The 24,893-nt window shown below is 70.8% G+C and carries 22 protein-coding genes and 2 tRNA genes; 15 read left to right on the forward strand and 9 right to left on the reverse strand.

What is annotated here, in order from left to right:
- Positions 1-76 precede the first annotated feature (76 nt).
- Together ACFE7W_RS07085 and ACFE7W_RS07090 are read left to right on the forward strand one after the other, a co-directional pair.
- Positions 77-1,423 carry an MFS transporter gene (locus ACFE7W_RS07085; RefSeq protein WP_375424045.1) on the forward strand — a complete coding sequence of 449 codons (1,347 nt, stop codon included), beginning with the start codon at positions 77-79 and terminating at the stop codon, positions 1,421-1,423.
- Entirely contained in the window at positions 1,420-2,349 is a 930-nt protein-coding gene (locus ACFE7W_RS07090; protein WP_375424046.1) for an SMP-30/gluconolactonase/LRE family protein, read from the forward strand. Before ACFE7W_RS07085 ends, ACFE7W_RS07090 begins: the two co-directional genes overlap by 4 nt.
- A 30-nt stretch (positions 2,350-2,379) precedes the next feature.
- On the opposite strand, the gene ACFE7W_RS07095 is transcribed toward ACFE7W_RS07090, so the two are convergent.
- The 4 genes from ACFE7W_RS07095 to ACFE7W_RS07110 form a co-directional block, all read right to left on the reverse strand.
- Positions 2,380-2,910, reverse strand: a complete 531-nt coding sequence (locus tag ACFE7W_RS07095; protein WP_375424047.1) for a hypothetical protein — start codon at positions 2,908-2,910, stop codon at positions 2,380-2,382.
- Positions 2,911-3,165: 255 nt separating this feature from the next.
- Positions 3,166-4,398, reverse strand: a complete 1,233-nt coding sequence (locus tag ACFE7W_RS07100; protein ID WP_375424048.1) for an alpha-hydroxy acid oxidase — start codon at positions 4,396-4,398, stop codon at positions 3,166-3,168.
- Positions 4,399-4,453: 55 nt separating this feature from the next.
- Positions 4,454-4,527: transfer RNA gene (locus ACFE7W_RS07105), tRNA-Gly, on the reverse strand.
- Between the two features lie 58 nt (positions 4,528-4,585).
- A tRNA-Pro gene (locus ACFE7W_RS07110) sits at positions 4,586-4,658 on the reverse strand.
- A 183-nt stretch (positions 4,659-4,841) separates the two neighbouring features.
- On the opposite strand from ACFE7W_RS07110, the gene tig reads away from it, so the two are divergent.
- The 5 genes from tig (at position 4,842) to ACFE7W_RS07135 (ending at position 11,293) form a co-directional block, all read left to right on the forward strand.
- Positions 4,842-6,260, forward strand: a complete 1,419-nt coding sequence (gene tig, locus ACFE7W_RS07115; protein WP_375424049.1) for a trigger factor — start codon at positions 4,842-4,844, stop codon at positions 6,258-6,260.
- A 626-nt stretch (positions 6,261-6,886) separates the two neighbouring features.
- Positions 6,887-7,537, forward strand: a complete 651-nt coding sequence (locus tag ACFE7W_RS07120; RefSeq protein ID WP_375424050.1) for an ATP-dependent Clp protease proteolytic subunit — start codon at positions 6,887-6,889, stop codon at positions 7,535-7,537.
- Positions 7,538-7,640: 103 nt separating this feature from the next.
- Positions 7,641-8,243 carry an ATP-dependent Clp protease proteolytic subunit gene (locus ACFE7W_RS07125; protein ID WP_375424225.1) on the forward strand — a complete coding sequence of 201 codons (603 nt, stop codon included), beginning with the start codon at positions 7,641-7,643 and terminating at the stop codon, positions 8,241-8,243.
- 117 nt (positions 8,244-8,360) lie between these two features.
- Entirely contained in the window at positions 8,361-9,650 is a 1,290-nt protein-coding gene (gene clpX, locus ACFE7W_RS07130; protein ID WP_375424051.1) for an ATP-dependent Clp protease ATP-binding subunit ClpX, read from the forward strand.
- 86 nt (positions 9,651-9,736) lie between these two features.
- The gene (locus ACFE7W_RS07135; RefSeq protein ID WP_375424052.1) at positions 9,737-11,293 is read left to right on the forward strand and encodes an FG-GAP repeat protein; all 1,557 of its coding nucleotides are present in this window, start codon (positions 9,737-9,739) and stop codon (positions 11,291-11,293) included.
- Between the two features lie 44 nt (positions 11,294-11,337).
- Here ACFE7W_RS07135 and ACFE7W_RS07140 read toward each other — a convergent pair whose 3' ends face one another.
- Positions 11,338-11,796 (reverse strand): SRPBCC family protein, encoded by a 459-nt coding sequence (locus ACFE7W_RS07140; protein ID WP_375424053.1) that lies wholly within the window; start codon positions 11,794-11,796, stop codon positions 11,338-11,340.
- Positions 11,797-11,851: 55 nt separating this feature from the next.
- On the opposite strand from ACFE7W_RS07140, the gene ACFE7W_RS07145 reads away from it, so the two are divergent.
- On the forward strand, positions 11,852-12,886 hold the full coding sequence (locus ACFE7W_RS07145; protein ID WP_375424054.1) for an NADPH:quinone reductase: 1,035 nt from the start codon (positions 11,852-11,854) through the stop codon (positions 12,884-12,886).
- A 17-nt stretch (positions 12,887-12,903) separates the two neighbouring features.
- Here the strand turns inward: ACFE7W_RS07145 and ACFE7W_RS07150 are convergent, their stop codons facing one another.
- The 4 genes from ACFE7W_RS07150 to ACFE7W_RS07165 all read right to left on the reverse strand — a co-directional run bounded on the left by ACFE7W_RS07150 (position 12,904) and on the right by ACFE7W_RS07165 (position 17,914).
- On the reverse strand, positions 12,904-13,668 hold the full coding sequence (locus tag ACFE7W_RS07150; RefSeq protein ID WP_375424055.1) for a hypothetical protein: 765 nt from the start codon (positions 13,666-13,668) through the stop codon (positions 12,904-12,906).
- A complete protein-coding gene (locus tag ACFE7W_RS07155) occupies positions 13,661-14,179 on the reverse strand; it encodes a SigE family RNA polymerase sigma factor (protein WP_375424056.1) in 519 nt (172 codons plus the stop codon). The genes ACFE7W_RS07150 and ACFE7W_RS07155 overlap by 8 nt, the downstream gene beginning before the upstream one ends.
- Positions 14,180-14,265: 86 nt before the next feature.
- Positions 14,266-16,848 carry a valine--tRNA ligase gene (valS, locus tag ACFE7W_RS07160; RefSeq protein WP_375424057.1) on the reverse strand — a complete coding sequence of 861 codons (2,583 nt, stop codon included), beginning with the start codon at positions 16,846-16,848 and terminating at the stop codon, positions 14,266-14,268.
- A 55-nt stretch (positions 16,849-16,903) separates the two neighbouring features.
- Positions 16,904-17,914 carry a hypothetical protein gene (locus ACFE7W_RS07165; protein WP_375424058.1) on the reverse strand — a complete coding sequence of 337 codons (1,011 nt, stop codon included), beginning with the start codon at positions 17,912-17,914 and terminating at the stop codon, positions 16,904-16,906.
- A gap of 91 nt (positions 17,915-18,005) precedes the next feature.
- On the opposite strand from ACFE7W_RS07165, the gene ACFE7W_RS07170 reads away from it, so the two are divergent.
- The 7 genes from ACFE7W_RS07170 (at position 18,006) to ACFE7W_RS07200 (ending at position 24,882) form a co-directional block, all read left to right on the forward strand.
- Complete coding sequence (locus ACFE7W_RS07170) at positions 18,006-19,487, forward strand: bifunctional folylpolyglutamate synthase/dihydrofolate synthase (protein ID WP_375424059.1); 1,482 nt, start codon at positions 18,006-18,008, stop codon at positions 19,485-19,487.
- Positions 19,484-19,864 carry a DUF4233 domain-containing protein gene (locus tag ACFE7W_RS07175; protein WP_375424060.1) on the forward strand — a complete coding sequence of 127 codons (381 nt, stop codon included), beginning with the start codon at positions 19,484-19,486 and terminating at the stop codon, positions 19,862-19,864. The genes ACFE7W_RS07170 and ACFE7W_RS07175 overlap by 4 nt, the downstream gene beginning before the upstream one ends.
- On the forward strand, positions 19,861-20,292 hold the full coding sequence (gene ndk, locus ACFE7W_RS07180; RefSeq protein WP_375424061.1) for a nucleoside-diphosphate kinase: 432 nt from the start codon (positions 19,861-19,863) through the stop codon (positions 20,290-20,292). The genes ACFE7W_RS07175 and ndk overlap by 4 nt, the downstream gene beginning before the upstream one ends.
- A 24-nt stretch (positions 20,293-20,316) precedes the next feature.
- On the forward strand, positions 20,317-21,546 hold the full coding sequence (locus tag ACFE7W_RS07185; protein WP_375424062.1) for an NAD(P)/FAD-dependent oxidoreductase: 1,230 nt from the start codon (positions 20,317-20,319) through the stop codon (positions 21,544-21,546).
- Between the two features lie 12 nt (positions 21,547-21,558).
- Positions 21,559-23,496 (forward strand): TIGR03960 family B12-binding radical SAM protein, encoded by a 1,938-nt coding sequence (locus tag ACFE7W_RS07190; protein WP_375424063.1) that lies wholly within the window; start codon positions 21,559-21,561, stop codon positions 23,494-23,496.
- Between the two features lie 399 nt (positions 23,497-23,895).
- Positions 23,896-24,519, forward strand: coding sequence for a pyridoxamine 5'-phosphate oxidase family protein (locus tag ACFE7W_RS07195; protein WP_375424064.1), 624 nt, complete (start codon positions 23,896-23,898; stop codon positions 24,517-24,519).
- 45 nt (positions 24,520-24,564) lie between these two features.
- On the forward strand, positions 24,565-24,882 hold the full coding sequence (locus tag ACFE7W_RS07200) for a putative quinol monooxygenase (protein WP_375424065.1): 318 nt from the start codon (positions 24,565-24,567) through the stop codon (positions 24,880-24,882).
- Positions 24,883-24,893 lie beyond the last annotated feature (11 nt).

A 24,893-nucleotide genomic window follows, 5' to 3' on the forward strand; every position in this document is an offset into this window, starting at 1 on the left:
CTCAGCAAGATCATCCTGACGCACCGGGTCCGGTCCGTCCTGCGCACCTCCGGTTCGACGACGAGCGAGGATGATCATGACGGCAGACCAGGCTCCCCTTGTCCCGACCGGGTCGGAGGTCGAGCTCAACCCCGGGACCAGGTCGTGGGTGCCGCGGGCCCACCCGATCTCCTGGCTGACCCTGGTCGTGACCACCGGCGCGATCTTGATGACCTCGATCGACAACGGCATCCTGCCCGCCGTGCTCCCGGCGATCTCGAGCGAGTTCGGCCTGAACGCCAAGCAGGGCGGCTTGATCAACTCGTTCTTCTTCGGCGCGCTGGTCGTCGGCGGGATCCTGTTCGGCATCATCGCCGACCGGGTCGGCACCGGGTACCGCCGGACCTGGACCTGGAACATCGCCATGCTGCTCGCCATCGTGGGCGGAGTCCTCACCTGGGGTGCCACCACCAGCTTCCTCCTGCTGCTGGTGTGGCGGATCCCCATGGGACTGAGCCGCGGTGGGTCAGAGCCGGTCAACGTGGCGCTGGTCAGCGAGTGGTGGCCGAAGGAGCACCGCGGCTTCGCGCTCGGGGTGCACCACACCGGCTTCCCGATCGGCCAGTTCGCCACCGGCGCCCTGATCGCCCTGGTGCTGAGCGCCGGCAAGTGGCGGGAGGCGTTCCTGCTGATCCCGCTGCTGGGCATCGTCATCGTCGTCCTGCAGGCGTTCGTGGGCACGAAGAAGAACCAGGTCAAGGTCTATGACTGGATCGACGCCAACCACCTGACCCGGCCGCTGCCGGAGCTCTCCACCAAGCTGGACGGCGGCGTCATGGCCCCGGTCCGGGAGGCGTTGAAGCATGCGAACGTCCGCTGGGCGGTGGTCCTGGTCTTCCTCTTCCTGTGGGGCGAGGCCGGCGCGGTGACCTTCCTGACCACCCAGTTCGTGCAGCTGGGCATGAGTCAGAGCCAGGCGGCGCTGATCGCCGGCGCGTCTGGGCTCACCGGCTGGATCGGCCAGGTGCTGTGGGGCACGGTGTCAGACCACGTGGGCCGGAAGTTCTCGATCACGTTCTTGATCATCGGCTGGTCGCTCGCCCTGCTCGGGATGATCTTCATCACCGGGACTACCAGCGCCTGGCTGATCCTGCTGTTCTGGGGCCTGTTCCGCAACGCACCCTTCCCGGTGGTCTACGCGCTATTGATCGACTCCGTCCCGAGGGCCGCGGGCACCGCCATGGGCATCATGATCGGCATCGCCCTGGGCGTGTCCGGCGTCTTCGCCTCGCTGGTGGCGGGGGCCATCATCGACGCCTTCGGTTTCACGACCCACTACATCGTGCTGGCCGCCATCGTCGCCCTGGCCCTGATCCCGCTGTCCCGGATCAGGGAGACCGTCGCCGGGCACGGCAAGGCCGCGACAGCGAGCGGGGTGCGGTGAGCGGGCTGCTCGAGTCGGGCGCCCAGCTGGAGAAAGTGGCCACGGGAACGACCTGGGCCGAGGGTCCGGTGTGGATCCCCGAGCGGCGGGCCGTCCGGTACAGCGACATCCCCGGCGACCGGATCATGGAGTTCAGCGAGCCGACGGGAGAGTCGAGCGTCTACCGGCACCCGGCCGGCTTCACCAACGGCCGGACGCGCGACCCCGACGGCTCGGTGGTGCAGTGCTCCCACGGCCACCGCGCGGTGGAGCGGGAGGTCGACGGGGTGGTGAGCACGCTCGTCGACTCCTGGCGCGGCTCGCGGCTCAACTCTCCGAACGACGTGGTGATCGCCTCCGACGGCGCGATCTGGTTCTCCGACCCCGCCTACGGCATCAAGAAGGAAGGAGAGGGCCACGCCGGAGAGGAGGAGTACGGCGACCGCTACGTCTTCCGGTTCGAGCCGGCGACCGGTCGGCTGGATCCGGTGGTCACCGACCTCGAGGAGCCGAACGGGCTCGCGTTCTCACCCGACGAGAGCCTGCTCTACGTCTCCGACACCTCCCGCGAGCCACCCGGCCCGCCGCACGTCTCCCAGCCGTTCGGTCACGCCATCCACGTCTACGACGTGGTGGACGGGTGCCACGCCAAGAACGGGCGCACCCTGGTGGTGGTCGAGCCCGGCCTCCCTGACGGCTTCCGGGTCGACCAGTACGGCAATCTCTGGTCCTCGAGCGGGGACGCGGTCCAGGTGTTCTCCCCCCGAGGTGAGCTGCTGGAGCGGGTGCCCGTCCCCGAGGTCATCGCCAACGTGTGCTTCGGCGGTGAGGACGGGCAGACCCTCTACATCGCGGCCTCGACCAGCCTGTACCGGATCCGGACCACCGTCACCGACGCGGTTTCCCGGCGACCACGCCCGCGGCCGGAGCTGGACGCCAGGTCCTGACCCGCAGGCGCCGGATCGACGAGGCGTTCCTCAACGAACCACGGGGTGCCGGTCACAGGCCTCCGGAACGGCCACGTTCGGAACGGTCGGCGTGCCGACCACGCCGCCGCCGTTGACCGGGGACAGCACCACCTGGCGCACCGACACGGACTTGGTCTGGGCGACGTCGAACACGCCGGCCGGGCTGATCGCCGTGGGGTTGACCGAAACCGTGAACACGACCGAACCGGTGCCGTCGGTGGTGAAGCTGCCGGACGGGAAGGCGCTCACCCCGGCGGCCGGAAGGCAGACGCCGTCCTTGTACGGCACGGTGACGTAGGTGGTGTTGGCCCGCAGTCCGGTCAGGCTGCCGCTGGCGGTGATGGCGGCCGACGGTGCCGCCTGGCGCAGGGTGACCTGGCCGGACACCTGCAGGTTCGCGTCGGTTCCGGAAGTGGTCAGGTAGTTGCCCGAACCTCCTCGGAAGGTGGCCGTCGCCGTCGAGCTCGCGGCGTGCGCCGGAAGGGGCAGCGCGAGCGTCAGGGCAACAGCGGACAGCACGATGGTGGTGGAACGGAACATGGTTTCTCCCGGGGGGTGGAGAGGTGGACGTCGAGAGGGAAGCCGGTCGGCTCCCGGACGGCTCGGACGGCGGTGTCACGAAGACGTCTTGACCTCGGCGAAGCACAAGCACCCGGCGCAGGGCGATACCCATCTTTGCGAACCGCCGGCGTCAGCTCTCAGCATTGATCCGAGGTATTCCTGACCTTAGGACCGTTGCTGGACAATGCTTCTTAAGAGAAAAGAAAGCGTTTCTGAGAATACTCAGAAAGCGATTTACCGGGCATTCCCCAGGAACTCCGGCGGGACCCGCAGGTGCTGGCGACCGATCGCGCCGACGTCAGTCTCGCCGAGCAGGATCAGGGTCTCGCGCAGCTCGGCGGTGAGGATGTCGACCACCTTGGTCACCCCGCGCTCACCGGCCGCGGCCAGGCCGTAGACCCAGGGCCGGCCGACCGCCGCCGCGGTGGCCCCGAGCCCGAGCATCTTGACCACGTCCCCCCCGGTCCGCACGCCGCTGTCGACGATCACCTCCATGCCCTCAGCCGCCTCGACCAGCGGCGCCAGGACCGAGACGGTGCTGGGCAGGCTGTCCAGCTGGCGGCCCCCGTGGTTGCTCACCCACACGGCGTCGGCGCCGACCCGGCGGGCCTGCTCGACGTCGTGCCGGGAGGTGACGCCCTTGACCAGCAGCGGTCCGTCCCAGGTCCGGCGCAGCCAGGCGACGTCCTCCCAGCTGGCCTTGAGGTTCACCATCTGGGTGTTGATGTACTCCTGGTGCGACATCGCGCTCGAGCCCTCGGCGACGCCCATCAGGTTGCGGAAGCCGATCGTCGGACCGGTCATCAGGCTGGTGAACCAGCCCGGGTGCCGGACTGCCCCGAGCGCGTTGCGCAGTGTGACCTGCGGCGGGATGGACATGCCGTTGCGCTGGTCGCGGGACCGCTTGCCGTTGACCGCCACGTCGACGGTGACGACCAGGGCTCGGCAGCCGGCGGCCCGGGCCCGGTCCACCAGCGTCTCCACCACCTCGCGGCTGCGCCACATGTAGAGCTGGAACCACAGCGGGCCGCTCGCCTGCTCGGCGATCTCCTCGATCGACCAGCTCGACGCCGTGCTGATGGTGTAGGTCAGTCCAGCGGCGCCGGCGGCGCGGACCGCGCTCAGCTCGCCGTCGCGGCCCACCACCCGCATCGACCCGCAAGGGGCCAGCACCAGCGGCATCGGCATCTGCTGGCCCACGACCGCGGTCGCCAGTGCGGTGGTCGAGACGTCGCGCAGTGAGGACGGGACGAAGCGCACCCGCTCCAGGTCAGCCACGTTCGCCCGCAGGGTGATCTCGGAGTCCGCACCGCCGTCCACGAAGTCGAACGCCATCCGCGGCAGCTTCCGCTTCGCCAGTAGGCGGACGTCGGCCACGGTGGGGGCGTAGGCGAGGCGGTCGGTGGTGATGCCGCCCGCCACGAGCATCTTGGCCAGGTCGGCGCCGGCACTCGGACGTAGGCTCACGGGATGCTCCTCGGCGGTGAGGTCCGGTCACGGTGGTGTGGGGCGGTGACCGGGCTGGAGCGGGTGACGAGAATCGAACTCGCGTAGCCAGTTTGGAAGACTGGGGCTCTACCATTGAGCTACACCCGCAGGATGCGCCACGAAACTACACGCGGGACGTCCTCGCGTGCGAACCGGACCGCGCGAGTCGGGGCGACAGGACTCGAACCTGCGATCTTCTGCTCCCAAAGCAGACGCGCTAGCCACTACGCTACGCCCCGCGGCGGCCGGGCGGGCCGGCGACGAGTACCCACTCTAGGGGCAGGTGCCAGAGCCACCAACCGCACTTTTTGGCCCGGTCGCGGGGGCCGCCCTAAGATGATCGTTGCTCGTCACGAGCCCATGCCTTGCCAGGCGCCGTCCCATGCGTCCTCGGCAGAACTGCGAACCCAGGAGTTGAAAGAGTGCCCAGCACCGTCGAGCAGCTGAGCCCCACGCGGGTCAAGATCACGGTGGAGGTCCCGTTCACCGACCTCAAGCCCAGCATGGACAAGGCCTACGCCGAGATCGCCAAGACCGTGAACATTCCGGGCTTCCGACGTGGCAAGGTGCCCCCGACGGTCATCGACCAGCGCTTCGGCCGCGGGACGATCATCCAGGAGGCGTTCAACGACTCGTGGATGCGTTTCTACGGCGCCGCTGTGATGGAGAACTCCCTGGCGCCACTGGCTCAGCCCGACGTCGAGGTGACCAAGCTCGAGGACGGCGACCTCATCGAGTTCACCGCCGAGGTGGACGTGCGGCCGGACTTCGAGCTGCCGGACTTCTCGACCCTGCAGGTCAGCGTCGACGCCCTCGAGGTCCCCGACACCCTGGTGGACGAGCAGGTCGACGTGCTGCGCGTTCGCTTCGGCTCGCGCGAGGTCGTCGAGCGCGCGGCGGCCGACGGTGACGTCCTCACCATCAACCTGGTGGCCCGCAAGGACGGCGAGACGCTGCCCGACGCCACGGCCGAGGACCTCGAGTACACCGTCGGCTCCGACCAGATGCTCGAGGGTCTCGACGAGGCCGTCACCGGCCTGTCGGCCGGGGAGTCGGCCACCTTCACCTCCACCCTCGTCGGCGGCCCCCTCAAGGACGAGCAGGCCGACATCGAGGTGACCGTGACCAAGGTGCAGGCCTCCGAGCTGCCCGACGTCGACGACGAGTTCGCCCAGCTGGCCTCGGAGTTCGACACCATCGGTGAGCTCCGGGACAGCATCCGCGAGCGCCTCACCTCGATGGCGCGGCTGGAGCAGGCCGGCGTCGCCCGCGACGCGGTGCTGGAGGAGCTGATCGGTCAGCTCGAGATCGACGTGCCGGAGAACATCCTGGCGTCCGAGCTCGAGGCCCGTACCTCCCAGATCACGACCCAGCTCGCGCAGGCCCAGCTCAGCCTCGAGGAGTACCTGGCCGAGGCCGAGGAGGGTCAGTCGGAGGAGCAGTTCTGGGCCGACGTCGAGCTGAGGTCCACCCAGGCGCTCAAGGCGCAGATGATCTTGGACAAGGTCGCCGACGAGCGCGAGGTCGGGGTCGACCAGAACGACCTGACCCAGCACATCATCCGCAAGGCCCAGGCCGAGAACACCACTCCTCAGCAGATCGCCGACCATCTGCAGGAGCACCCGCACCACATCGACGAGTACATGACGGAGATCCGCCGGGGCAAGTCCCTCGCGTTGATCGTCGAGTCCGCCACGGTGACCGACTCGAACGGCCAGCCGGTCGAGCTGGCCAGGCTCCGCGAGGACGGCACCGTGGGCGATGACGAGGTCCCGGAGATCGAGGCGCCGGAGTCCCTCGTGGCCGAGGACGAGGAGTCCGAGGACACCAGCGCGAGCTGAACCACCCGAGCACCTGCCCGACCCGAGCCCCCGTCCTGAGGACGGGGGCTCGGCTGCTCTCAGGTCCTTCTCAGATGGTCTGAAGGTCTGGACCCAACCTTGCGCTGATCTTGAGGGAACCCGAACGCGCGCTCGATGTCCCCCGGAGGTCGGCCGACCATAGTTCTTCTTGTCGGGCAGGACGGGGAGATCCGGTCCGACTCAGCTCCGGGAGGCCGGGAGCGGCGCCCAGATCAGGGGGAGGGCGCAGCGACCGCGGACCGGAGGGGCAGCGGCTCAGATCAGGGGGAGAGCCCGGCGCCCAGAGTAGGAACCAGGGGACGTAGGAAGCAGGGGACGCAGGAAGCAGGGAGTCGGCGCGCAGGCCCAGATCAGGGGAGGGCCCGCGCCGAGAGCTCGGCCAGGGGAATGGCGCGATCGGGCCCAGATCAGGGGGAGGGTCCGAGCGCGGGAACGAGGCAGTGGGGATGGCGCGGCGACCCAGATCAGGGGGAGAGTCGCCCGCCGACCCCTCGCCGACCGGCCCCCGATCCACCGCCGACACCGCAGGTGCGGCCGCTGCGCCGACAGCGAACACCGGCTCCGAGCACCTCGTCGTGTCAGTCCTGCGGGGTAGGTTCGTCCCCGTGAACGCAACCTCTGGGTATCCCCGATCGGCGGGCGTCGCCCCGCCCCGTGCAGCGAGCCGGAACGGTATCGGGCTCGACGACAACGTCTACCAGGCCCTGCTGCAGAACCGCATCATCTTCCTCGGCTCCGAGGTCCGGGACGAGAACGCGAACGCGATCTGCGCGCAGATGCTGCTGCTCAACGCCGAGGACCCGCACCGCGACATCTTCCTCTACATCAACTCCCCGGGCGGCTCCGTCGACTCGGGCATGGCGATCTACGACACGATGAACTGGATCTCCAACGACGTCGCCACCGTGGCCATGGGCCTTGCGGCGTCGATGGGTCAGTTCCTCCTCTGCGCCGGCACCAAGGGCAAGCGCTACGCCCTGCCGCACAGCCGGATCATGATGCACCAGCCGTCCGGCGGGCTCGGTGGCACGGCCAGCGACATCCGGATCCAGGCCGAGCAGTCGCTGCACATCAAGTCGGTGATGCAGCGCCTGATCGCCGAGCACACCGGCCAGACCCTCGAGCAGATCGAGGCCGACTCCGACCGCGACCGGTGGTTCACCGCCGAGGACGCGCTCAGCTACGGCCAGATCGACCACGTCTACGCCTCGGCGGCGCAGATCCCCGCCAGCCAGGCCGAAGCCCCGAACCAGTGACCTCCCGACTCCTCAGAAAGGGCGGATCCCTGTGAGCGCCTTCGCCAACCCGTTCGGCCGTAGCGCCGTGCCCACCGCCGAGGGCCAGCCCTTCGCTCCGGCGATGGACTACTACATTCCGCAGTGGGAGGAGCGCACGTCCTACGGGATGCGGCGTATCGACCCCTACACCAAGCTGTTCGAGGACCGGATCATCTTCCTCGGCACCCCGATCTCCGACGAGATCGCGAACGCCGTGATGGCCCAGCTGCTCTGTCTGCAGCAGATGGACGCCGACCGCGAGATCGACATCTACATCAACTCCCCGGGCGGTTCCTTCACCGCGCTGACGGCGATCTACGACACGATGCGCTACATCAAGCCCGACGTGCGCACGGTCTGCCTGGGTCAGGCCGCCTCCGCGGCCGCCGTCATCCTGGCCGCCGGCACCAAGGGCAAGCGGCTCGCGCTGCCCAACAGCCGGATCCTCATCCACCAGCCGGCGACCGAGGGTGGGTACGGGCAGTCCTCCGACATCGAGATCCAGGCGCGCGAGATCCTGCGCATCCGGTCCCTGATGGAGGAGATGCTCTCCACCGACACGGGCAAGACCGCAGCCGAGGTCAGCCACGACATCGAGCGGGACAAGTACCTGACCGCCGAGCAGGCCCTCGAGTACGGCATCATCGACGAGATCCTGACCTCGCTGAAGGCCGTCGACGCCTGAGTCGAGCCGACGTGACCCGGCGGTCGATGTGCTGCACATCACCGGCACGCCGGGTTAACCTGGGCCCTCGACCATCGTCGGTAGACCCCCGTTCAAGGTACTGAGAGAGGAAGCGGCGTGGCGCGCATCGGAGAGAGCGGTGACCTGCTCAAGTGCTCGTTCTGCGGAAAGAGCCAGAAACAGGTCAAGAAGCTCATCGCCGGACCTGGGGTCTACATCTGCGACGAGTGCATCGATCTCTGCAACGAGATCATCGAGGAGGAGTTCTCCGAGGGCACCGAGGTCGGACTGCTCGAAGAGCTGCCCAAGCCGCACCAGATCCGTCAGTTCCTCGACGGCTACGTGATCGGCCAGGGCAACGCCAAGAAGGCCCTGGCCGTGGCGGTCTACAACCACTACAAGCGGGTGCAGTCCCAGGCGGCCAACCCGGCGCGGCGGGCCGAGGACGACGGCGTCGAGCTGGGCAAGTCGAACATCCTGCTGATCGGGCCGACCGGCTGCGGCAAGACCTACCTGGCGCAGACCCTGGCCAAGATGTTGAACGTCCCGTTCGCCATCGCCGACGCGACCGCACTGACCGAGGCGGGCTACGTCGGCGAGGACGTCGAGAACATCCTGCTCAAGCTGATCCAGGCCGCCGACTTCGACGTGAAGAAGGCCGAGACGGGCATCATCTACATCGACGAGGTCGACAAGATCGCCCGCAAGAGCGAGAACCCGTCGATCACCCGGGACGTGTCCGGCGAGGGGGTGCAGCAGGCCCTGCTGAAGATCCTTGAGGGGACGTCGGCCTCGGTGCCGCCCCAGGGTGGGCGCAAGCACCCGCACCAGGACTTCATCCAGATCGACACCACCAACGTGCTGTTCATCGTCGGGGGCGCGTTCGCCGGCCTGGAGCACATCATCTCCTCCCGCGTCGGCAAGCGTCCGCTCGGGTTCAACAACGACTCGGCGCTCCGGCTGCCCGAGGCCGAGGACCCGTTCACCGACGTCCGGCCCGAGGACCTGGTCAAGTTCGGCCTGATCCCCGAGTTCATCGGCCGGCTGCCGATGATCTCCTCGGTCAGCCCCCTGGACCGGGACGCGTTGATCCGCATCCTCGTCGAGCCGCGGAACGCCCTGGTCAAGCAGTTCAAGAAGCTGTTCGAGCTCGACGGCGTCGAGCTCGAGTTCTCCTCGGACGCGATCGAGGCCATCGCCGATCTCGCGCTGCTGCGCGGGACCGGGGCCCGCGGTCTGCGCGCGATCCTCGAAGAGGTCCTGCTCAACGTGATGTACGACGTGCCCAGCAGCGACGACGTGGCCCAGGTGATCATCACCGGCGACGTCGTCAAGGACGCGGCCCTGCCGACGCTGGTCCCCCGGGAGAAGCTGGCCAAGCGGGAGCGTCGCGACAAGTCCGCCTGAGCCCGCCCTGGACATCCGGGGGTCCTGGGGCGAGCATGTCCGGATCCCTTCGCCGAACGGCAACGACGCCCAGGAGCTCTGCAGGCATGACCGTGAACCCCTTCCGCCTGACGACGACCGGGCTCGCGCTGCTGCTCGCCACCAGCGGGTTGGTCCTGGGGACGACGGCCCCGACGGCGGTCGCAGCTGCGGGCTGCTCCGGGGTCGCGGGTGACGTCAACGGGGACGGTCATGCCGAGGTCGCCGTGGGTGAGCTGGGGGAGCGCACCTGGACGGGAGCCGCTCACGTGCTCTACGGCACCGCGTCCGGGCTGGCCACCGACGCGAAGGGCAAGGCCCTCGACGACCAGTACCTCGCCCAGGCCCGGCCCGGTGTCCCCGGCACGGCGCGGTTCGGGGACGAGTTCAGCGGGGCGCTGGCCTTCGGTGACTTCAACCACGACGGCTGCGCCGACCTGGCGGTCGCGGCTCCCGGGGAGGAGACGGTGACGATCTTCTACGGCTCGCCCCGGGGCCTGCTCACCGAGGGCGCCCAGCTGTTCGCGACCCGCCGGCTGGTGCCGCGCACCCCCGAGACGCAGATGAGGGGGGCCGCGGCGCTCGCGGTGGGCGACTTCGACGGCGACGGGGTCGACGACCTGGCGGTCGGTGCCGACGAGAGCGCGGACACCGGCAACGGGAACGGGGCCGTCCTGGTGCTCTACGGCGACTCGGCGGGCCTGAACCGGGGCGCCACGCCGTTCGAGTTCATCCGGCACGACACGCCCGGAGTTTCCTCGGGTGACAACGGCGAGGACCACCCGTTCGCCCACGTCTTGGCCGCCGGGGACTTCGACGGCGACGGCGACGATGAGATCGTGGTCTCCGGGAACCACGTGGCGCAGGTGCTGAGCCGAGGCCCGCAGGGGTTCAGCCAGCAGCAGCAGGTCCCGGCGTTCGTGCCCAGCACCCGTGGCTTCCCCGGTCAGGGCGGCATCTGGTACGACTTCGGGGACGCGTTGGCGGTCGGTGACGTCGACGGGGACGGTCGCGACGACCTCGCCGTCGGTTCGCCCGGCTACCAGCCGGTCGGCAAGACGCGGCAGGGGGCCGTGTTGCTCCTCCGGGGCTCCCGGCAGGGCCTGACGTTGAAGGGCCACCAGGTCTGGACCCAGCAGTCCCCCGGGGTGCCGGGGGTTGCCGCGAGCGAGGACCGGTTCGGCGGTGCCCTGGCCATCGGCCGGCTGGACGACGGGCGCTACGCCGACCTGGCGATCGGAGCGCCGCACGACGACGTCGGCTCGCGTAAGGACGTCGGGTCGGTGACGGTCCTGCTTGGCAGCCGCCGCGGCCTGACCACCGCAGGGGCCGGCGGTACGCGCTTCGACCAGGACACGTCGGGGATCGGGGGCAAGGCCGAGGCCGACGACCAGTTCGGTGGCCGGCTCGCCGTCGCCGCGGTGCAGTCGACGCGTCGGGACTGCCTGATCGTCTCCGCCTTCGGTGAGGACATCGGCGGCCTCGACCGAGTCGGGCAGATCCTCCGGCTCAGGGCAACCGCCAAGGGCCCGACCGCTTCCGGCAGCCAGACGTTGAGCGTCACCTCGCCCGGGGTGAAGGGAACCCGGGAGAAGTGGGACGCCTTCGGCTGGACCCTCGGGTAGGGGCGCAGCAGCGGCTAGGGGAGCAGCGGGCGGCCCGCTTCGGCTCAGCCGTTGACCGCCGCGGCGAGGGAGGCCAGGGACTGCTCCATCGAGTCCTCGCTGATGAGCGGGAAGGTGATCTTCTTCAGCAGCTCCTTGTCGGTGACCGCCGACCAGTCGTAGGTGAGCGAGACCTCGGTGGTCCCCGAGCCCTCGGCCTTCAGCTCGTAGAGCCACTCCCATCCGGGGGGCTCGGTGCCGGCGGGGGCGCTCTTCCAGGCGATCAGGGTGTTCGGCTGGAAGCCCGAGACGTGGTTGTCCATCTGGTACTCCCCGCCCATGTGCGGGCCCTCCATGTCCATCCGGAAGGTGTCGCCGACCGCGCTGATGCGCTGCGGCTTGACCGCGGCGCGGACGAAACCGGACCCGTCGAACTCGGCATGTCGCTCGGGGTTGCTGAGCAGGTCGAAGATCTCGGTGGCGGGGGCGTTGATGGTGCGGCTGACCGTCTGCGATGTCGTCATGGTCCCCAGTCTGCCTGCGGGAAGAGGAAGGCCCACCATCCGCGTTGCCCCGGACATGAAGAGCATCGTCTACCGGACCACCGGCGACCCCTCCGTCCTCGAGCCCGTCGAGCGGCCCGTGCCCCAGCCCGGCCCCGGCGAGGTCCTGGTCAACATGGCCGTCTCCGGCGTCAACCCGACCGACTGGAAGTCCCGCCGTGGCAGCAAGCCGGGCGAGGACCTGGCTTTCGCCGAGGTGACACCCAACCAGGACGGCGCCGGCACGATCGACGCCATCAGCCCCGAAGCCGCCGAGCTGAACCCGCGGCTCGAGGTGGGCGACCCGGTGTGGGTCTTCCTCGCCCAGCACCGCCGGCCGGGGGGGACCGCGAGCGACTACGTGACGGTACCGGTCGAACACGTCGTCCTCCTGCCCACCGGAGTCTCGTTCGACGTCGGCGCTTCGCTCGGCGTGCCGGCGATGACGGCGCACCGCGCGCTCACCGTCTCTGAGCAGGGCCCGTCCCGGCTCGCACCGGGTGCGCTGCAGGGTCGGACGGTGCTGGTCGCGGGTGGGGCCGGTGCCGTCGGGCACGCCGCCATCCAGCTCGCCCGCTGGGCCGGGGCCACCGTGGTCACCACCGTGAGCAGCGAGGCCAAGGCCGCGCTGGTCCGGGCCGCCGGTGCCCACCACGTGGTCAACTACCGCGAGGGCGACACCGCCGCGAAGATCCTGGCCGTCGCGCCCGACGGGGTGGACATCGTGGTCGAGGTGGCGCCCGGTCCCAACGCCGAGCTGGATCTCGCCGTGCTCGCCAACCACGGCACCGTCGCCGTCTACGCCAACAACGGCGGCGACTCGGTCACCTTCGACGTCCGGCCCTTCTTCGCCCGTAACCTCCGGGTGCAGGGCCTGCTGCTCTACACCGTCGGCGAGGACGCCCTGCAGGTCGCCGTCGAGGACATCACCGCCGCCCTGCGCGCCGGCGTGCTCGGGGTCGGCGAGGAGCACGGACTGCCGCTGACCCGCTTCCCGCTCGAGCGCACCGCCGAGGCGCACGCCGCCGTCGAGGCCGAGACCGTGGGCAAGGTCCTCATCGACATCGCCTGACCACTCCGGATCGGGAGTCAGGGGACCTGGACGTCGGCGGCGACGAGCCGGCTCACCCGGTCGATCACCGTGTCGTCGGGCCTGGTCGCCCCGCGGACTTCGACGATGTCCATCCGGTCGTCGAAGTTGACCAGCCAGATCGAGCCTGCGCGGTCTCCGGCCCCCCAGCTGAACTGGACCACCTCCAGGTCGGCGCTGATGTCGTCGTTGAAGAGCGCCTTGTCCTCGGGGCAGGACTGAACCTTTTCCACGACCGCCCGCATGGCCCGGTTCGAGTCGTCCCTCGACGCGTACCGCATCCGTTCGAGGAAGGCGTCGGTCCTCGCCTGCACGTGAACGTGGTCGATCGTCGAGTCCCGCGGCTCGGGGAGCGACAGTGTCTTGCTCAGGCAGGACGGGACGTCGGTGACGTCGGCCGTCCCTTCCGCCCAGCGGACCCAGCCCCTGCTTGCGGTGTTGAGTCCGGTCAGGGTCAGCCGGGCCGGCATCGGAACGTCCCCGTCGGTCGAGGCGGAGGAGGGGGCAGGCGGTGTCACCGTGCTCGGTACCGCCACCACCGGGGCCGTGCTCGGCCGGCTGCCCAGCAGAGCCCACCCGCCGAGGACGGCGCCCAGGACCAGCACGGCGACGACCGCGATGGCCGAGGCGGCCCGACGGCGACCGGCGGAGCGGACCGCGATGTCGGCTCCCGGCGGACGGCTGCGAGCCCCGATGTCGTCGACGAGCACGAGGATCGCGCGGTCCACTCCGTCGGTGTCCGGTCCGCTGCTGTGCTCAGACACGGCTGCCCTCCAATCCGTCGGTGCTTCGTGGTCGGTTCTCGCCCAGCAGCGCGGCCAGGGCGGTGCGGCCCCGCGACAGCCGGGCCTTGATGGTGCCTTCGGGACAGCCCTCGAGCTGGGCGACCTCGCGGACGGGCAGGTCGCCGAGGTGGTGCAGCACGACGGCCCGCCGCTGCTCGACGGGCAGTCGGGCGAGGGCACGGGCCAGGCTCACGGCGTCAGGATCGGGACCCGGCACCGGATCCGGCTCACGGCTGCCGACCAGGAAGGCACGGGCGACGCGCCCCCGCCGCCAGCTGCTGATCGCCAGGCGCGTGGCCACCTGCCGCACCCACGCGGCCGGTTCGTCGTACGAGCTGATCCGGGACCACCGCGGCCAGGCGCGGGTGTACGCCTCCTGCGCGAGGTCCTCAGCAGCGCCCAGCTCACCGGTGATGGCGTAGGCACAGGCCACTGTCCGCGACCACGTCGCGTCGTAGAAGGCAGTGAAGTCCGCCCGCTGATCGCTCACCTAGCCGCCTCCCGCTCGCCGGTGTCCTGCTCCTGCACCAGACACGCGCGGGTCAGGAGTCCGGTTGCACCGCGGCGACGGCTTTCTCAGCCGGCGAGCTCCACCTCGATCGCCAGCGGCGCGGGCGCCACCTCCCAGCTGATCTCACCCGTGATGCGGCCCACCGCCCGCAGGTCCTCGGTCACCGCCCGCAGCTGGTCGAGGACCGGCTCCGGACCGCGCACAGACGCCCGGCTGACCTCGGTCTTCATCGACACCTTGGCTGCCGACTTGGCGCCCCGGACCGCCGCCAGCGCCTCGGCCACGGTCGTCAGCAGCCCCGGGTCCCCAGCGACGGCCAGCTCCTCGGGCACCGGCCAGCTCGCGGTGTGGACCGAGCCCTGCTGCCACCAGGACCAGACCTCCTCGGTGACGAACGGCATGATCGGGGCCAGCAGCCGCAGCATCACCGCCAGCGCCGAGCCCAACGCCGCCTGCGCCGACCGGACGGCCGGGTCGGCGGAGTCACCGTAGGCCCGCTCCTTCACCAGCTCGAGATAGTCGTCGCAGAACTGCCAGAAGAAGTGCTCGCTCACCTCGAGGGCACCGGTGTAGTCGAACGCCTCGAAAGCCGTCGTCGCCGCTCGTACCACCTCGACGAGCGCGGCCAGCAGGGCCCGGTCGACCCGCTCGGTGACCGCGGCCACGTCGGTGGTCGAGGCGATGCCCAGCACGAACTTGCTCGCGTTCAGCACCTTGGTGGCGAGCCTGCGGCCTACCTTCATCTCCCGCTCGTCGAAGGGGGAGTCCATCCCGGGCCGGGCTTTCGCGGCGCGCCAGCGCACGGCGTCGGAGCCGTAGCGGACCAGGATGTCGCTGGGCACCACCACGTTGCCCTGGGACTTGCTCATCTTCTTACGGTCGGGGTCCATCACGAAGCCCGAGATCATCGACCGGACCCACGGCAACGAGTGGTTCTCGTAGTGGGCGCGGACCACCCGGGAGAACAGCCAGGTACGGATGATCTCGTGCGCGTGGGTGTTCAGGTCCATCGGGAAGGTCAGCTCGAACAGCTCGGCGTCCCGCTCCCAGCCGCAGACGATCTGGGGGCTGAGCGAGGAGGTGGCCCAGGTGTCCATCACGTCCGGGTCGGCCACGAAGCCGCCTGGTACCCCCCGCTGGCCGGCGGCGTACCCCGCCGGCACGTCCGAGCTGGGGTCGACCGGCAGCTGCACCTCCTCGGGCACCAGCGGGTGGGCGTAGTCCGGCTCGCCGGCCTGGTCCAAGGGGTACCAGACCGGGAACGGCACGCCGAAGAAGCGCTGCCGCGAGATGAGCCAGTCTCCGTTCAGGCCGCCGACCCAGTTGTCGTAGCGGTACTTCATGTGCTGCGGCACCCAGGCCAGCTCGTCACCGCGGGCCAGCATCTCGGCCTTGACGTCGGCGTCGCGGCCGCCGTTGCGGATGTACCACTGCCGGGTGGAGACGATCTCGAGCGGCTTGTCGCCCTTCTCGTAGAAGTTCGCCTTGCGAGCAGTCGGCTTCGGCTCACCGTCGAGGTCGCCGGAAGCACGCAGGGCGGCCACCACCTTCTCCCGCGCCGAGAAGGTGGTGAGCCCGGCCAGCTCGGTCCAGTCCACCGACTCGGGCAGCCACTCCGGCTTGTCGCGCAGGATCCGGCCGTCGCGGCCGATGATCACCCGGGCCGGCAGCTGCAGCTCCCGCCACCAGGTCACGTCCGTCAGGTCGCCGAAGGTGCAGCACATCACCAGGCCCGAGCCCTTGTCGATCTCGGCGGCCGGGTGCGCGAGCACGGGCAGCTCGACGCCGTAGACCGGGGAGGTCACCGTGCCGCCCACCAGGTGGGCGTAGCGCTCGTCGTCGGGGTGGGCGATCAGGGCCACGCAGGCCGGGATCAGCTCCGGTCGGGTGGTCTCGATGTAGACCGGACCGCCTCCTGCTGGACCGGACGTGTGGAAGGCCACCCGGTGGTAGGCGCCCGGGTAGTCGCGGGCCTCCAGCTCGGCCTGGGCCACGGCGGTCTGGAAGGTCACGTCCCACAGCGTCGGGGCCTCGGACAAATAAGCTTCGCCTCGCGCGACGTTGCGCAGGAACGCGCGCTGGGCCACGCCGACCGAGTCGTCGGAGATGGTGGTGTAGAGCGAGGACCAGTCCACGCTCAGCCCCACCCGGCGCCACAGGTCCTCGAAGGTGCGCTCGTCGACGTGGGTCAGCTCGTGGCACAGCTCGACGAAGTTGCGCCGGCTGACCGGCAGCTGGCGCTTGGCGTCAGGCTTCAGCGGCGGGGCGAAGTCGGGGTCGTAGGGCACCGACGGGTCGCAGCGCACGCCGTAGAAGTTCTGCACCCGGCGCTCGGTGGGCAGGCCGTTGTCGTCCCAGCCGATCGGGTAGAAGACGTGCTTGCCGGTCATCCGCTGGTAGCGGGCAATCAGGTCGGTGTGGGTGTAGGAGAACACGTGCCCCACGTGCAAGGACCCCGACACCGTGGGCGGCGGGGTGTCGATGCTGAACACCTCCGCGCGCGAGCTCGGACGGACGAACGCGTAGGTGCCGTCGGTGTGCCAGCGCTCGAGCCACTTGTCCTCCAGGCCCTCCAGCGCGACGGCCTCCGGGACCCGCGCACCAGGTGAGGTGGCGTCGGGCTGGCGGTCGAGGGTCGGTGCGGTCATGAGCCCAATCCTAGGAGAGCGGGCTGACAGGTCCTGACCGCTTTCCCGCCCGCAATCAGTCCGTGGGGCCCTCGGCAGGCAGCGAGGTGATGTCGGTGAGGGAGGCGGACTGCACCTCGGGGATGACGTTGGCCGGCCGTAGCAGCCCCCGGTCGTAGGTGCGGGCGGCGCTCTCGAAGAGCAGGTACAGCCGGCCGTCCAGCACGGTGAGGCCCTCGTTCATCGACGGCACCCGGAAGCAGTACGACCGCGCTGCCGTCGACCCGCGAGGGACGACGCGGAGTGTGCCGCGGGAGAGCCGGCCGTAGGAGGTGGAAGAGATCGTCTGGTCGGCGGTGACGGTCAGACCCTGGGTCTTCGGCGGGACCAGGATGCCGGCATCGGCCTGCAGCTCCAGGGTGCCGGCGCGGGCATCGGTCTGGACGTAGCCCGTGAGCGGGCTGGAGCCCGTCTTGGTGTAGCGGCCCGCCCAGAGCCGGCCGTCGCCCGAACCGAGGTTCGCCACGTCGTGAGTGCTGCTGCGGCGGTACTCGGTCGGCTGGAGGTCGTCGCCGCCCTCGGGCAGGGCTCGGCGGACGGCGTCCAGCCGGTAGCCGCGGATCTCGTGCTCGCTGCCGACGTAGAGCCAGCCGCGGTGGACGACCAGACCACCGACATGCCCGGGGTCGACCAGCATCCTCCCCGCGCTGGTGCCGGCTCGCGGGCCGTCGGCCACCACCGCGAAGACGGCGCTGGGACCGTCCGCAGCCTTGTCGGCGTCGCCGTCGTGGTAGGCCGAGATCAGCAGCAGGCTCTCGCCCGAGCCGTCCCAGTTGGGCCAGCCGGCCAGCCCCTGAGGCACGTACCGGCCCTCCAGAAGCGCGTCCGGGAGGGCGACGGCCGCGCCGAACCGGGACGTCGTCTGCGCGTCGACGTCGGTCCAGTCGTAGACCCGGCTCGCGGACCGTCCGGGGTAGGCCGGCTTCGTCGTGCTGCGCCTGGAGTAGCAGCCGGTCTCGCCGCCGTCGTGCTCGAGGGCCACCACCGCGCCCGCGGCGACCACCACGGCAACGGCGACGACCGCCACGATCCGACGCGTCGGCTTCCGGATGGCCGCCTCCTGAGGTGTGGTCGCCTCACCGTAGCCGGTCGGGCCCCGCCCCTAGACTGAGGTGGTTATGCCTGACCCTCGCACCGACGCCCCAGCCCAGAACCACGCCGAGATCGTCGCGGCGCTGACCGGTCGTTGGCCCGAGCACCGGATCGCCCCCAGCCTGGGCCGCATCCGGGCCCTGACCGGCCTGCTGGGCGACCCGCAGCAGGCCTTCCCGGTCATCCACGTCACCGGCACCAACGGCAAGGGCAGCACCGCGGCGATGATCGAGTCGCTGCTGCGGGCCACCGGACTGCGGACGGGCCGGTTCACCAGCCCCCACGTGACCGCGGTCAACGAGCGGATCACGATCGACGGCGAGTCGATCTCCGACGAACGCTTCGACGACACCTGGCGCGAGATCGAGCCGCTGGTCGCCCTCGTCGACGAGCAGCGGATCGACGGCGTGGCCATGACGTTCTTCGAGATCATCACCGCGATGGCCTTCGCGGCCTTCGCCGACGCGCCCGTCGATGTGGCCGTGCTCGAGGTCGGGCTGGGCGGCACCTGGGACGCCACCAACGTGGCTGACGGCGACGTCGCCGTGATCACCCCCATCGACCTGGACCACACCCACCTGCTGGGCGCCACGATCGCCGAGATCGCGACCGAGAAGGCCGGCATCATCAAGCCCGGCGCCCACGCGATCCTCGCCGGCCAGACCCTCGAGGCGGCCCAGGTACTGCTGGCCCGGTGCGCCGAGGTCGGTGCGCTGCCCCAGCGCGAAGGGCTGGACTTCGGGGTGATCGGCCGGCAGCTGGCCGTCGGCGGTCAGGTGCTGCGGCTGAACGGCGCCGAAGGTCCGGTCGACGACGTCTTCCTGCCGCTCTACGGCGCCCACCAGGCGGCCAACGCGGCGCAGGCCCTCGCCGCCGTCGAGGCGTTCCTCGGCCTCAAGGCGGTCAACCCGGACGTGGTCCGCGAAGGTTTCGCCGCCGTCCGCTTCCCGGGCCGGCTCGAGGTGGTCCGACGCGGTCCCACCGTGGTCCTCGACGCCGCCCACAACCCGCACGGCGCCCGGGCCACGGCCGCCGCGGTGACCGAGGCCTTCGGCTTCACCCCGCTGGTCGGCGTGGTGGCCGTGATGGCCGACAAGGACGCCCGCGGTCTGCTCGAGGTCTTCGAGGAGACGATGAGCTCGGTCGTGGTCACGACGGTCGCCTCGACCATCCGCGGTCTGGCCGCCGAAGCCCTGGGCGAGCTCGCCGCCGAGGTGTTCGGGCCCGAGCGCGTCACCGTCGCTCCCCGGCTCGACGACGCCCTCGAGGCCGCGGTCGCGCAGGCCGAGGCCGACGGAGCCGGCTCGCCCGGCGTCCTGGTCACCGGCTCGGTCGTGCTGGTGGGCGAGGCGCGGGCGTTGCTGGTGACCGACGAGCCGGCCGCTGACCCGGGACCGGTTCGCGACGACGACTGGGAGGTCGACAGCGATCTCGCCGAGGAGTCCGACGAGGGTGACGAGGGCGACGACCCGTACGGCGGCTTCGGCCCGCAGCCGGACCGCCGATGAGGCTCAGCGTCAAGAACCCGATGCGGGTGGTGCTGCTGACGGTGCTGCTCTCGGAGGTTCTCGTCTTCGCGCTCGCGATCCCCGTGATGGTGCTGGTCTCGGACGTCCCCGCCGGCCGCGCCAGCCTCTTCGCCGGCGGCGCCGCGGTCCTCGCCCTGGTCGCCGCCGGGCTGATGCGACGTCCTGCCGGCTACCCGCTCGGTTGGCTGACCCAGCTCCTCGCGGTGGGGCTGGGCCTGTTGACCGCCAGCATGTACGTGGTCGGTGCGCTCTTCCTGGTGATCTGGTTCGTCACGTTCCTGCTGGGTCGTCGGTTGGACGAGATGGCGGCGTCGCGGGCCGAGGCCGGGCCGGGCCCCGATAAGGTCACCCCATGACTGCCGTCGCCGACGTCCCGACCCAGCGTTCGTTCGTCCTGATCAAGCCCGACGCCGTCCGCCGCGGACTCGTCGGTGCGGTGCTGAGCCGTTTCGAGCACAAGGGCCTCACCGTGGTGGCACTCCAGTTGCGCCAGGTCACCGAGGAGTTGGCCGACACCCACTACGCCGAGCACCTGGACCGGCCGTTCTACCCGCCGCTGCGCCGCTTCATCACCTCCGGGCCCTCCGTCGCGCTGGTGCTCGAGGGCGACGAGGCCATCGGCGTCGTCCGGGCCCTGAACGGTGCGACTGACGGCCGCGTCGCCGCCCCGGGCACCATCCGCGGCGACTTCTCTCTCTCCAACCGGGAGAACCTGGTGCACGGCTCCGACTCCCCGGAGTCCGCCGCCCGCGAGATCGCCCTCTGGTTCCCCGAGCTCGGCTGAGCGTCCCTCGATGAGCGGTCCCGGATGAGCCCGGTCGTCGTGGTCGGCGCCGGACTGGCCGGGTTGGCCTGCGCGCAGCGACTGACGCGGGCCGGGGTCGAGGTCACCGTGCTCGAGGCGTCCGACGCGGTGGGCGGACGGGTCCGGACCGACGTCATCGACGGCTTCCGCTGCGACCGGGGGTTCCAGCTGCTCAACCCGGCCTACCCGGTGCTCGAGGACGTGGTCGAGGTGTCCGAGCTCGACCTACGGGCTTTCACCGCGGGGGTGCGGGTGGCGGTGGGGGACCGGCACGCCGTGCTGGCCGACCCGCGTCGCGCCCCCGGGCTGCTGCCCGCCACGCTCGCGGCCCCGATCGGCTCGCTTCTGGACAAGGTCCGCTTCGCGCGGTGGGCCGCGGTGTCGCTGCTTCCCGTCCGGCAGCTGCTCCGGCGACCCGACCGGACGCTGGGGGAGTCCCTCGACCGGGCCGGCGTGCGCGGACCGCTGCGGACCGGCGTCGTCGAGCCGTTCCTGGCCGGTGTCCTCGCCGACTGGGAGCAGACGTCGTCGGCCAACTTCACCGCGCTGCTGCTCCGCTCCTTTCTCCTCGGTTCACCCTCGATCCCGGCGCTCGGTATGGGCCGGCTGCCCGAGCTGGTCGCCGCCTCGCTGCCGGCCGGCACCGTCCGGCTGGGGACCGCGGTTCACGCCGTCGACCCGCGGGGAGCGGTCACCGACGACGGCGAGCGGGTCGCGGCCCGGGCCGTGGTGGTGGCCACCGACCCGGACTCGGCTGGGCGCCTCACCGGACGGGCGACGCCGGCGATGAAGTCTCTGACGACCTTCTGGCACACCGCCGCCGAGCCGCCCAACGAGGCCCCGATGCTGCACCTGGACGCCGACCGCCGTGGGCCGGTGGTCAACACGGCGGTGATGACGAACGTCGCTTCCTCCTACGCTCCCGCGGGCCGGCCGCTGGTCGCCACGACGGTCGTCGGCGCCGACGGCAGCGTCGAGGCCGAGCACGCCGCCCGCACGCACGCCGGCCTCATCTACGGTGTCGACCCCACCCGTTGGGAGCTCGTGACCACCCACGTCGTCCGCTCGGCCCAGCCTGTCCAGCCGCCCCCACTGGAGCCCCGCCGCCCGGTGACCCTGGCCGACGGCCTGTTCTGGGCCGGCGACCACCGCGACACCGCGTCGATCCAGGGCGCTCTGGTCTCCGGTCGGCGGGCCGCGACGGCCGTGCTGACCCGGACGCCACGCGGCTAGTCTGAGCAGACCATGACGCCCGACTCGCTCTTTCCCCGGCTGGAACCGCTGCTGGCCCGCGTGGGCAAGCCGATCCAGTACGTCGGCGGCGAGCTGAACTCGGTAGTCAAGGAGTGGGAGTCCGCCCAGGTGCGCTGGTGTCTCAGCTACCCCGACGCGTACGAGGTGGGCCTGCCCAACCAGGGTGTCGCGATCCTCTACGAGATCCTGAACGAGCGCGACTGGATCCTCGCCGAGCGGACCTACGCGGTCTGGGCGGACATGGAAGCGCTGATGCGCGAGCACGCCGTGCCGCAGTTCACCCTGGACAGCCACCGGCCGGTGGGCGCGTTCGACGTCTTCGGGCTCAGCTTCGCCACCGAGCTCGGCTACACCAACATGCTGACGGCGCTGGACCTGGCGGGCATCCCCCTGCACGCCCGGGACCGGCGCGAGCACGACCCCGTCGTGCTGGCCGGCGGGCACGCGGCCTTCAACCCGGAGCCGGTGGCCGACTTCATCGACGCCGCCGTCCTCGGTGACGGTGAGGAGATCGCGCTCAAGATCTCCGAGGTCGTGCGGGAGTGGAAGGCCGAGGGCCGGCCGGAGGGACGCGACGGCCTGCTGCTGCGGCTGGCCGCGGGCGGCGCGGTCTACGTGCCGAAGTTCTACGACGTCGACTACCTGCCCGAAGGTCGGATCCGCCGAGTTGCGCCGAACCGGAGCGGTGTCCCCTTCACCGTTCGCAAGCACACGCTGATGGACCTGGACGCCTGGCCGTACCCGAAGCGGCCGCTTGTGCCGCTGGCCGAGACGGTCCACGAGCGCTACTCGGTGGAGATCTTCCGCGGCTGCACCCGCGGTTGCCGCTTCTGCCAGGCCGGGATGATCACCCGGCCGGTCCGCGAGCGCAGCATCGAGACCATCGGTGCCATGGTGCAGGGCGGGATCGACGCCACCGGGCTGGAGGAGGTCGGCCTGCTCAGCCTCTCCAGCGCCGACCACTCCGAGATCGCCGAGATCACCCACCAGCTGGCCGACCGCTACGAGGACACGAACGTCTCCCTGTCGCTGCCCAGCACCCGGGTGGACGCCTTCAACATCGACCTGGCCAACGAGTTGAGCCGCAACGGCCGTCGCTCCGGGCTGACGTTCGCGCCCGAGGGCGGGTCGCAGCGGCTGCGTCAGGTGATCAACAAGATGGTCACCGACGACGACCTGATCCGGACCGTTGCGGCCGCGTACGCGAACGGCTGGCGTCAGGTGAAGCTCTACTTCATGTGCGGACTGCCCACCGAGACCGACGAGGACGTGCTGGCGATCGCCGACCTCACCAAGCGGGTGATCGACACCGGCCGCCGGGTCAGCGGCCGCCGCGACATCCGCTGCACCGTCTCGATCGGCGGCTTCGTCCCCAAGCCGCACACGCCGTTCCAGTGGGCGGCGCAGTGCGAGGCCGACGTGATCGACGACCGGCTCGCGCGGCTGCGGCAGGTCGTCCAGCGGGACAAGCAGTACGCCAAGGCCATCGGCTTCCGCTACCACGATGGCAAGCCCGGGACGGTCGAGGGCCTGCTCAGCCGGGGCGACCGGCGGGTGGGTCGGGTGATCGAGGCGGTCTGGCGCGACGGCGGACGGTTCGACGGCTGGAGCGAGCACTTCTCCTACGAGCGCTGGATGCGGTGCGCGGCCGAGGCGCTCGCCGGTACCGGCGTCGACGTCGCCTGGTACACCACCCGCGAACGGGACTACGCCGAGGTGCTGCCCTGGGACCACCTCGACTCCGGCCTGGACCGGGAGTGGCTCTGGGAGGACTGGCAGGACGCCCTCGACGAGCGCGAGGTCGAGGACTGCCGCTGGACGCCCTGCTTCGACTGCGGGGTCTGCCCGCAGCTCGACACCTCGATCCAGATCGGGCCCACCGGCCGGACGCTGCTGCCCCTCACCCCGGTGACCACAGCCCTCGGCTGACCGGAGCCCGTCGACCCACCTGACTGCGGCGGCAGTCCGCGGTGGGTGGCTCCCGCATCCGGTGGCGCAGCCGGTCTTCCTCGCCGTGCCCCTCGGCGAGCGGTTTCTCGAACGGACGGGTATCCGGGTCGCTCGGTCGACCGCGGCGCCGCCGACCTCACGGAGGTCTCCGCCGGGCGTCGTCGAGGTGCGCCGGCCCTGCGCGCGCGACCAGCACCGGCGCGACCTGGGTTGCGACTTGCGGCTGATCGAGGGCGGATGGCAGCGCTGCGGCTCCACGTCCGGGACCCGTCGACCCGCGCCCGGCTGACGGCCCGGTGGCAGGTGCGGGACGCCGGCAGGCCGCGGGACCGTGAAAATGTCGTCGTCCCCCAGTCGCCGCGGTGCAAGGATCACCCCATGACCTGGGCCGAGATCACCACCGTCGCCGAGCTCGAGGCCGTGATCGGGACGCCCGGTCCGGCGGCGGTGGCCAAGCAGCGTCCCGCCTTGCACGAGCTGGACCGGGAGTGGCTGGCGGCGTCGCCGTTCTGCCTGCTGGCCACCTCCGACGCCGAGGGCCGCTGCGACGTCTCACCCAAGGGCGACCCGCCGGGGGAGCTGGTGCACGTCTTGGACGACCACACGCTCGCCATCGCCGAGCGGCCCGGCAACCGGCGCGTCGACGGCTTCCGGAACGTGCTGGCCAACCGCCACGTCGGGCTGATCTTCTTCCTGCCCGGCCGCGGGGACACGCTGCGGGTCAACGGCCGCGCGCGGCTGGTCTCCGACGCGCCCTTCCTCGACGACCTCGTGGTGAGGGGCCACCGGCCCGTCCTCGCCCTGGTGGTGGAGGTGGAGGAGGTCTTCCACCACTGCTCGAAGGCGTTCCTGCGCTCGAAGCTGTGGGACCCGACCACCTGGGCGCCGGAGACCGTTGTCGCCCGGCCCGTGATCGCCCGGACGTTGGAGCGGCCCGCCGACAGTCTCGACGAGCTGGAGCGCTACTACGGACCCAGCTACGCCGAGCATCTCTACGGCTGAGCCGGGTTCACCTCTGAGCAGGGCCCGTCGGCTAGGTTGGCGGCCATGCCCAGCGAAACCGTCGTCGTGACCGCCGTCTTCACCCCCGTCGAGGGGCGGCTGAACGATCTGCGCGAGGCGCTCGCTGCCTCGATCCCGGCGGTGCACGCCGAGGCCGGCTGCGAGCTCTACGCGATCCACGACGGCGAGGACGGCCGGATCCACATGCTCGAGAAGTGGTCCTCGGTCGAGGAGCTGGACGCCCACGGCGCCGGAGAGGCCGTCGCCGCCCTCCAGCAGGCGACGGCCGGGCTCTCCTCCGGCGCCGAGGTCACCCGGATGTTCCCCATCCCCGCCGGGACGCCGGAGCAGGGTCTGCTCTGACGCCTCGACGG

The organism is uncultured Friedmanniella sp. (genome assembly GCF_964244285.1).
Lineage (GTDB): Bacteria > Actinomycetota > Actinomycetes > Propionibacteriales > Propionibacteriaceae > Microlunatus.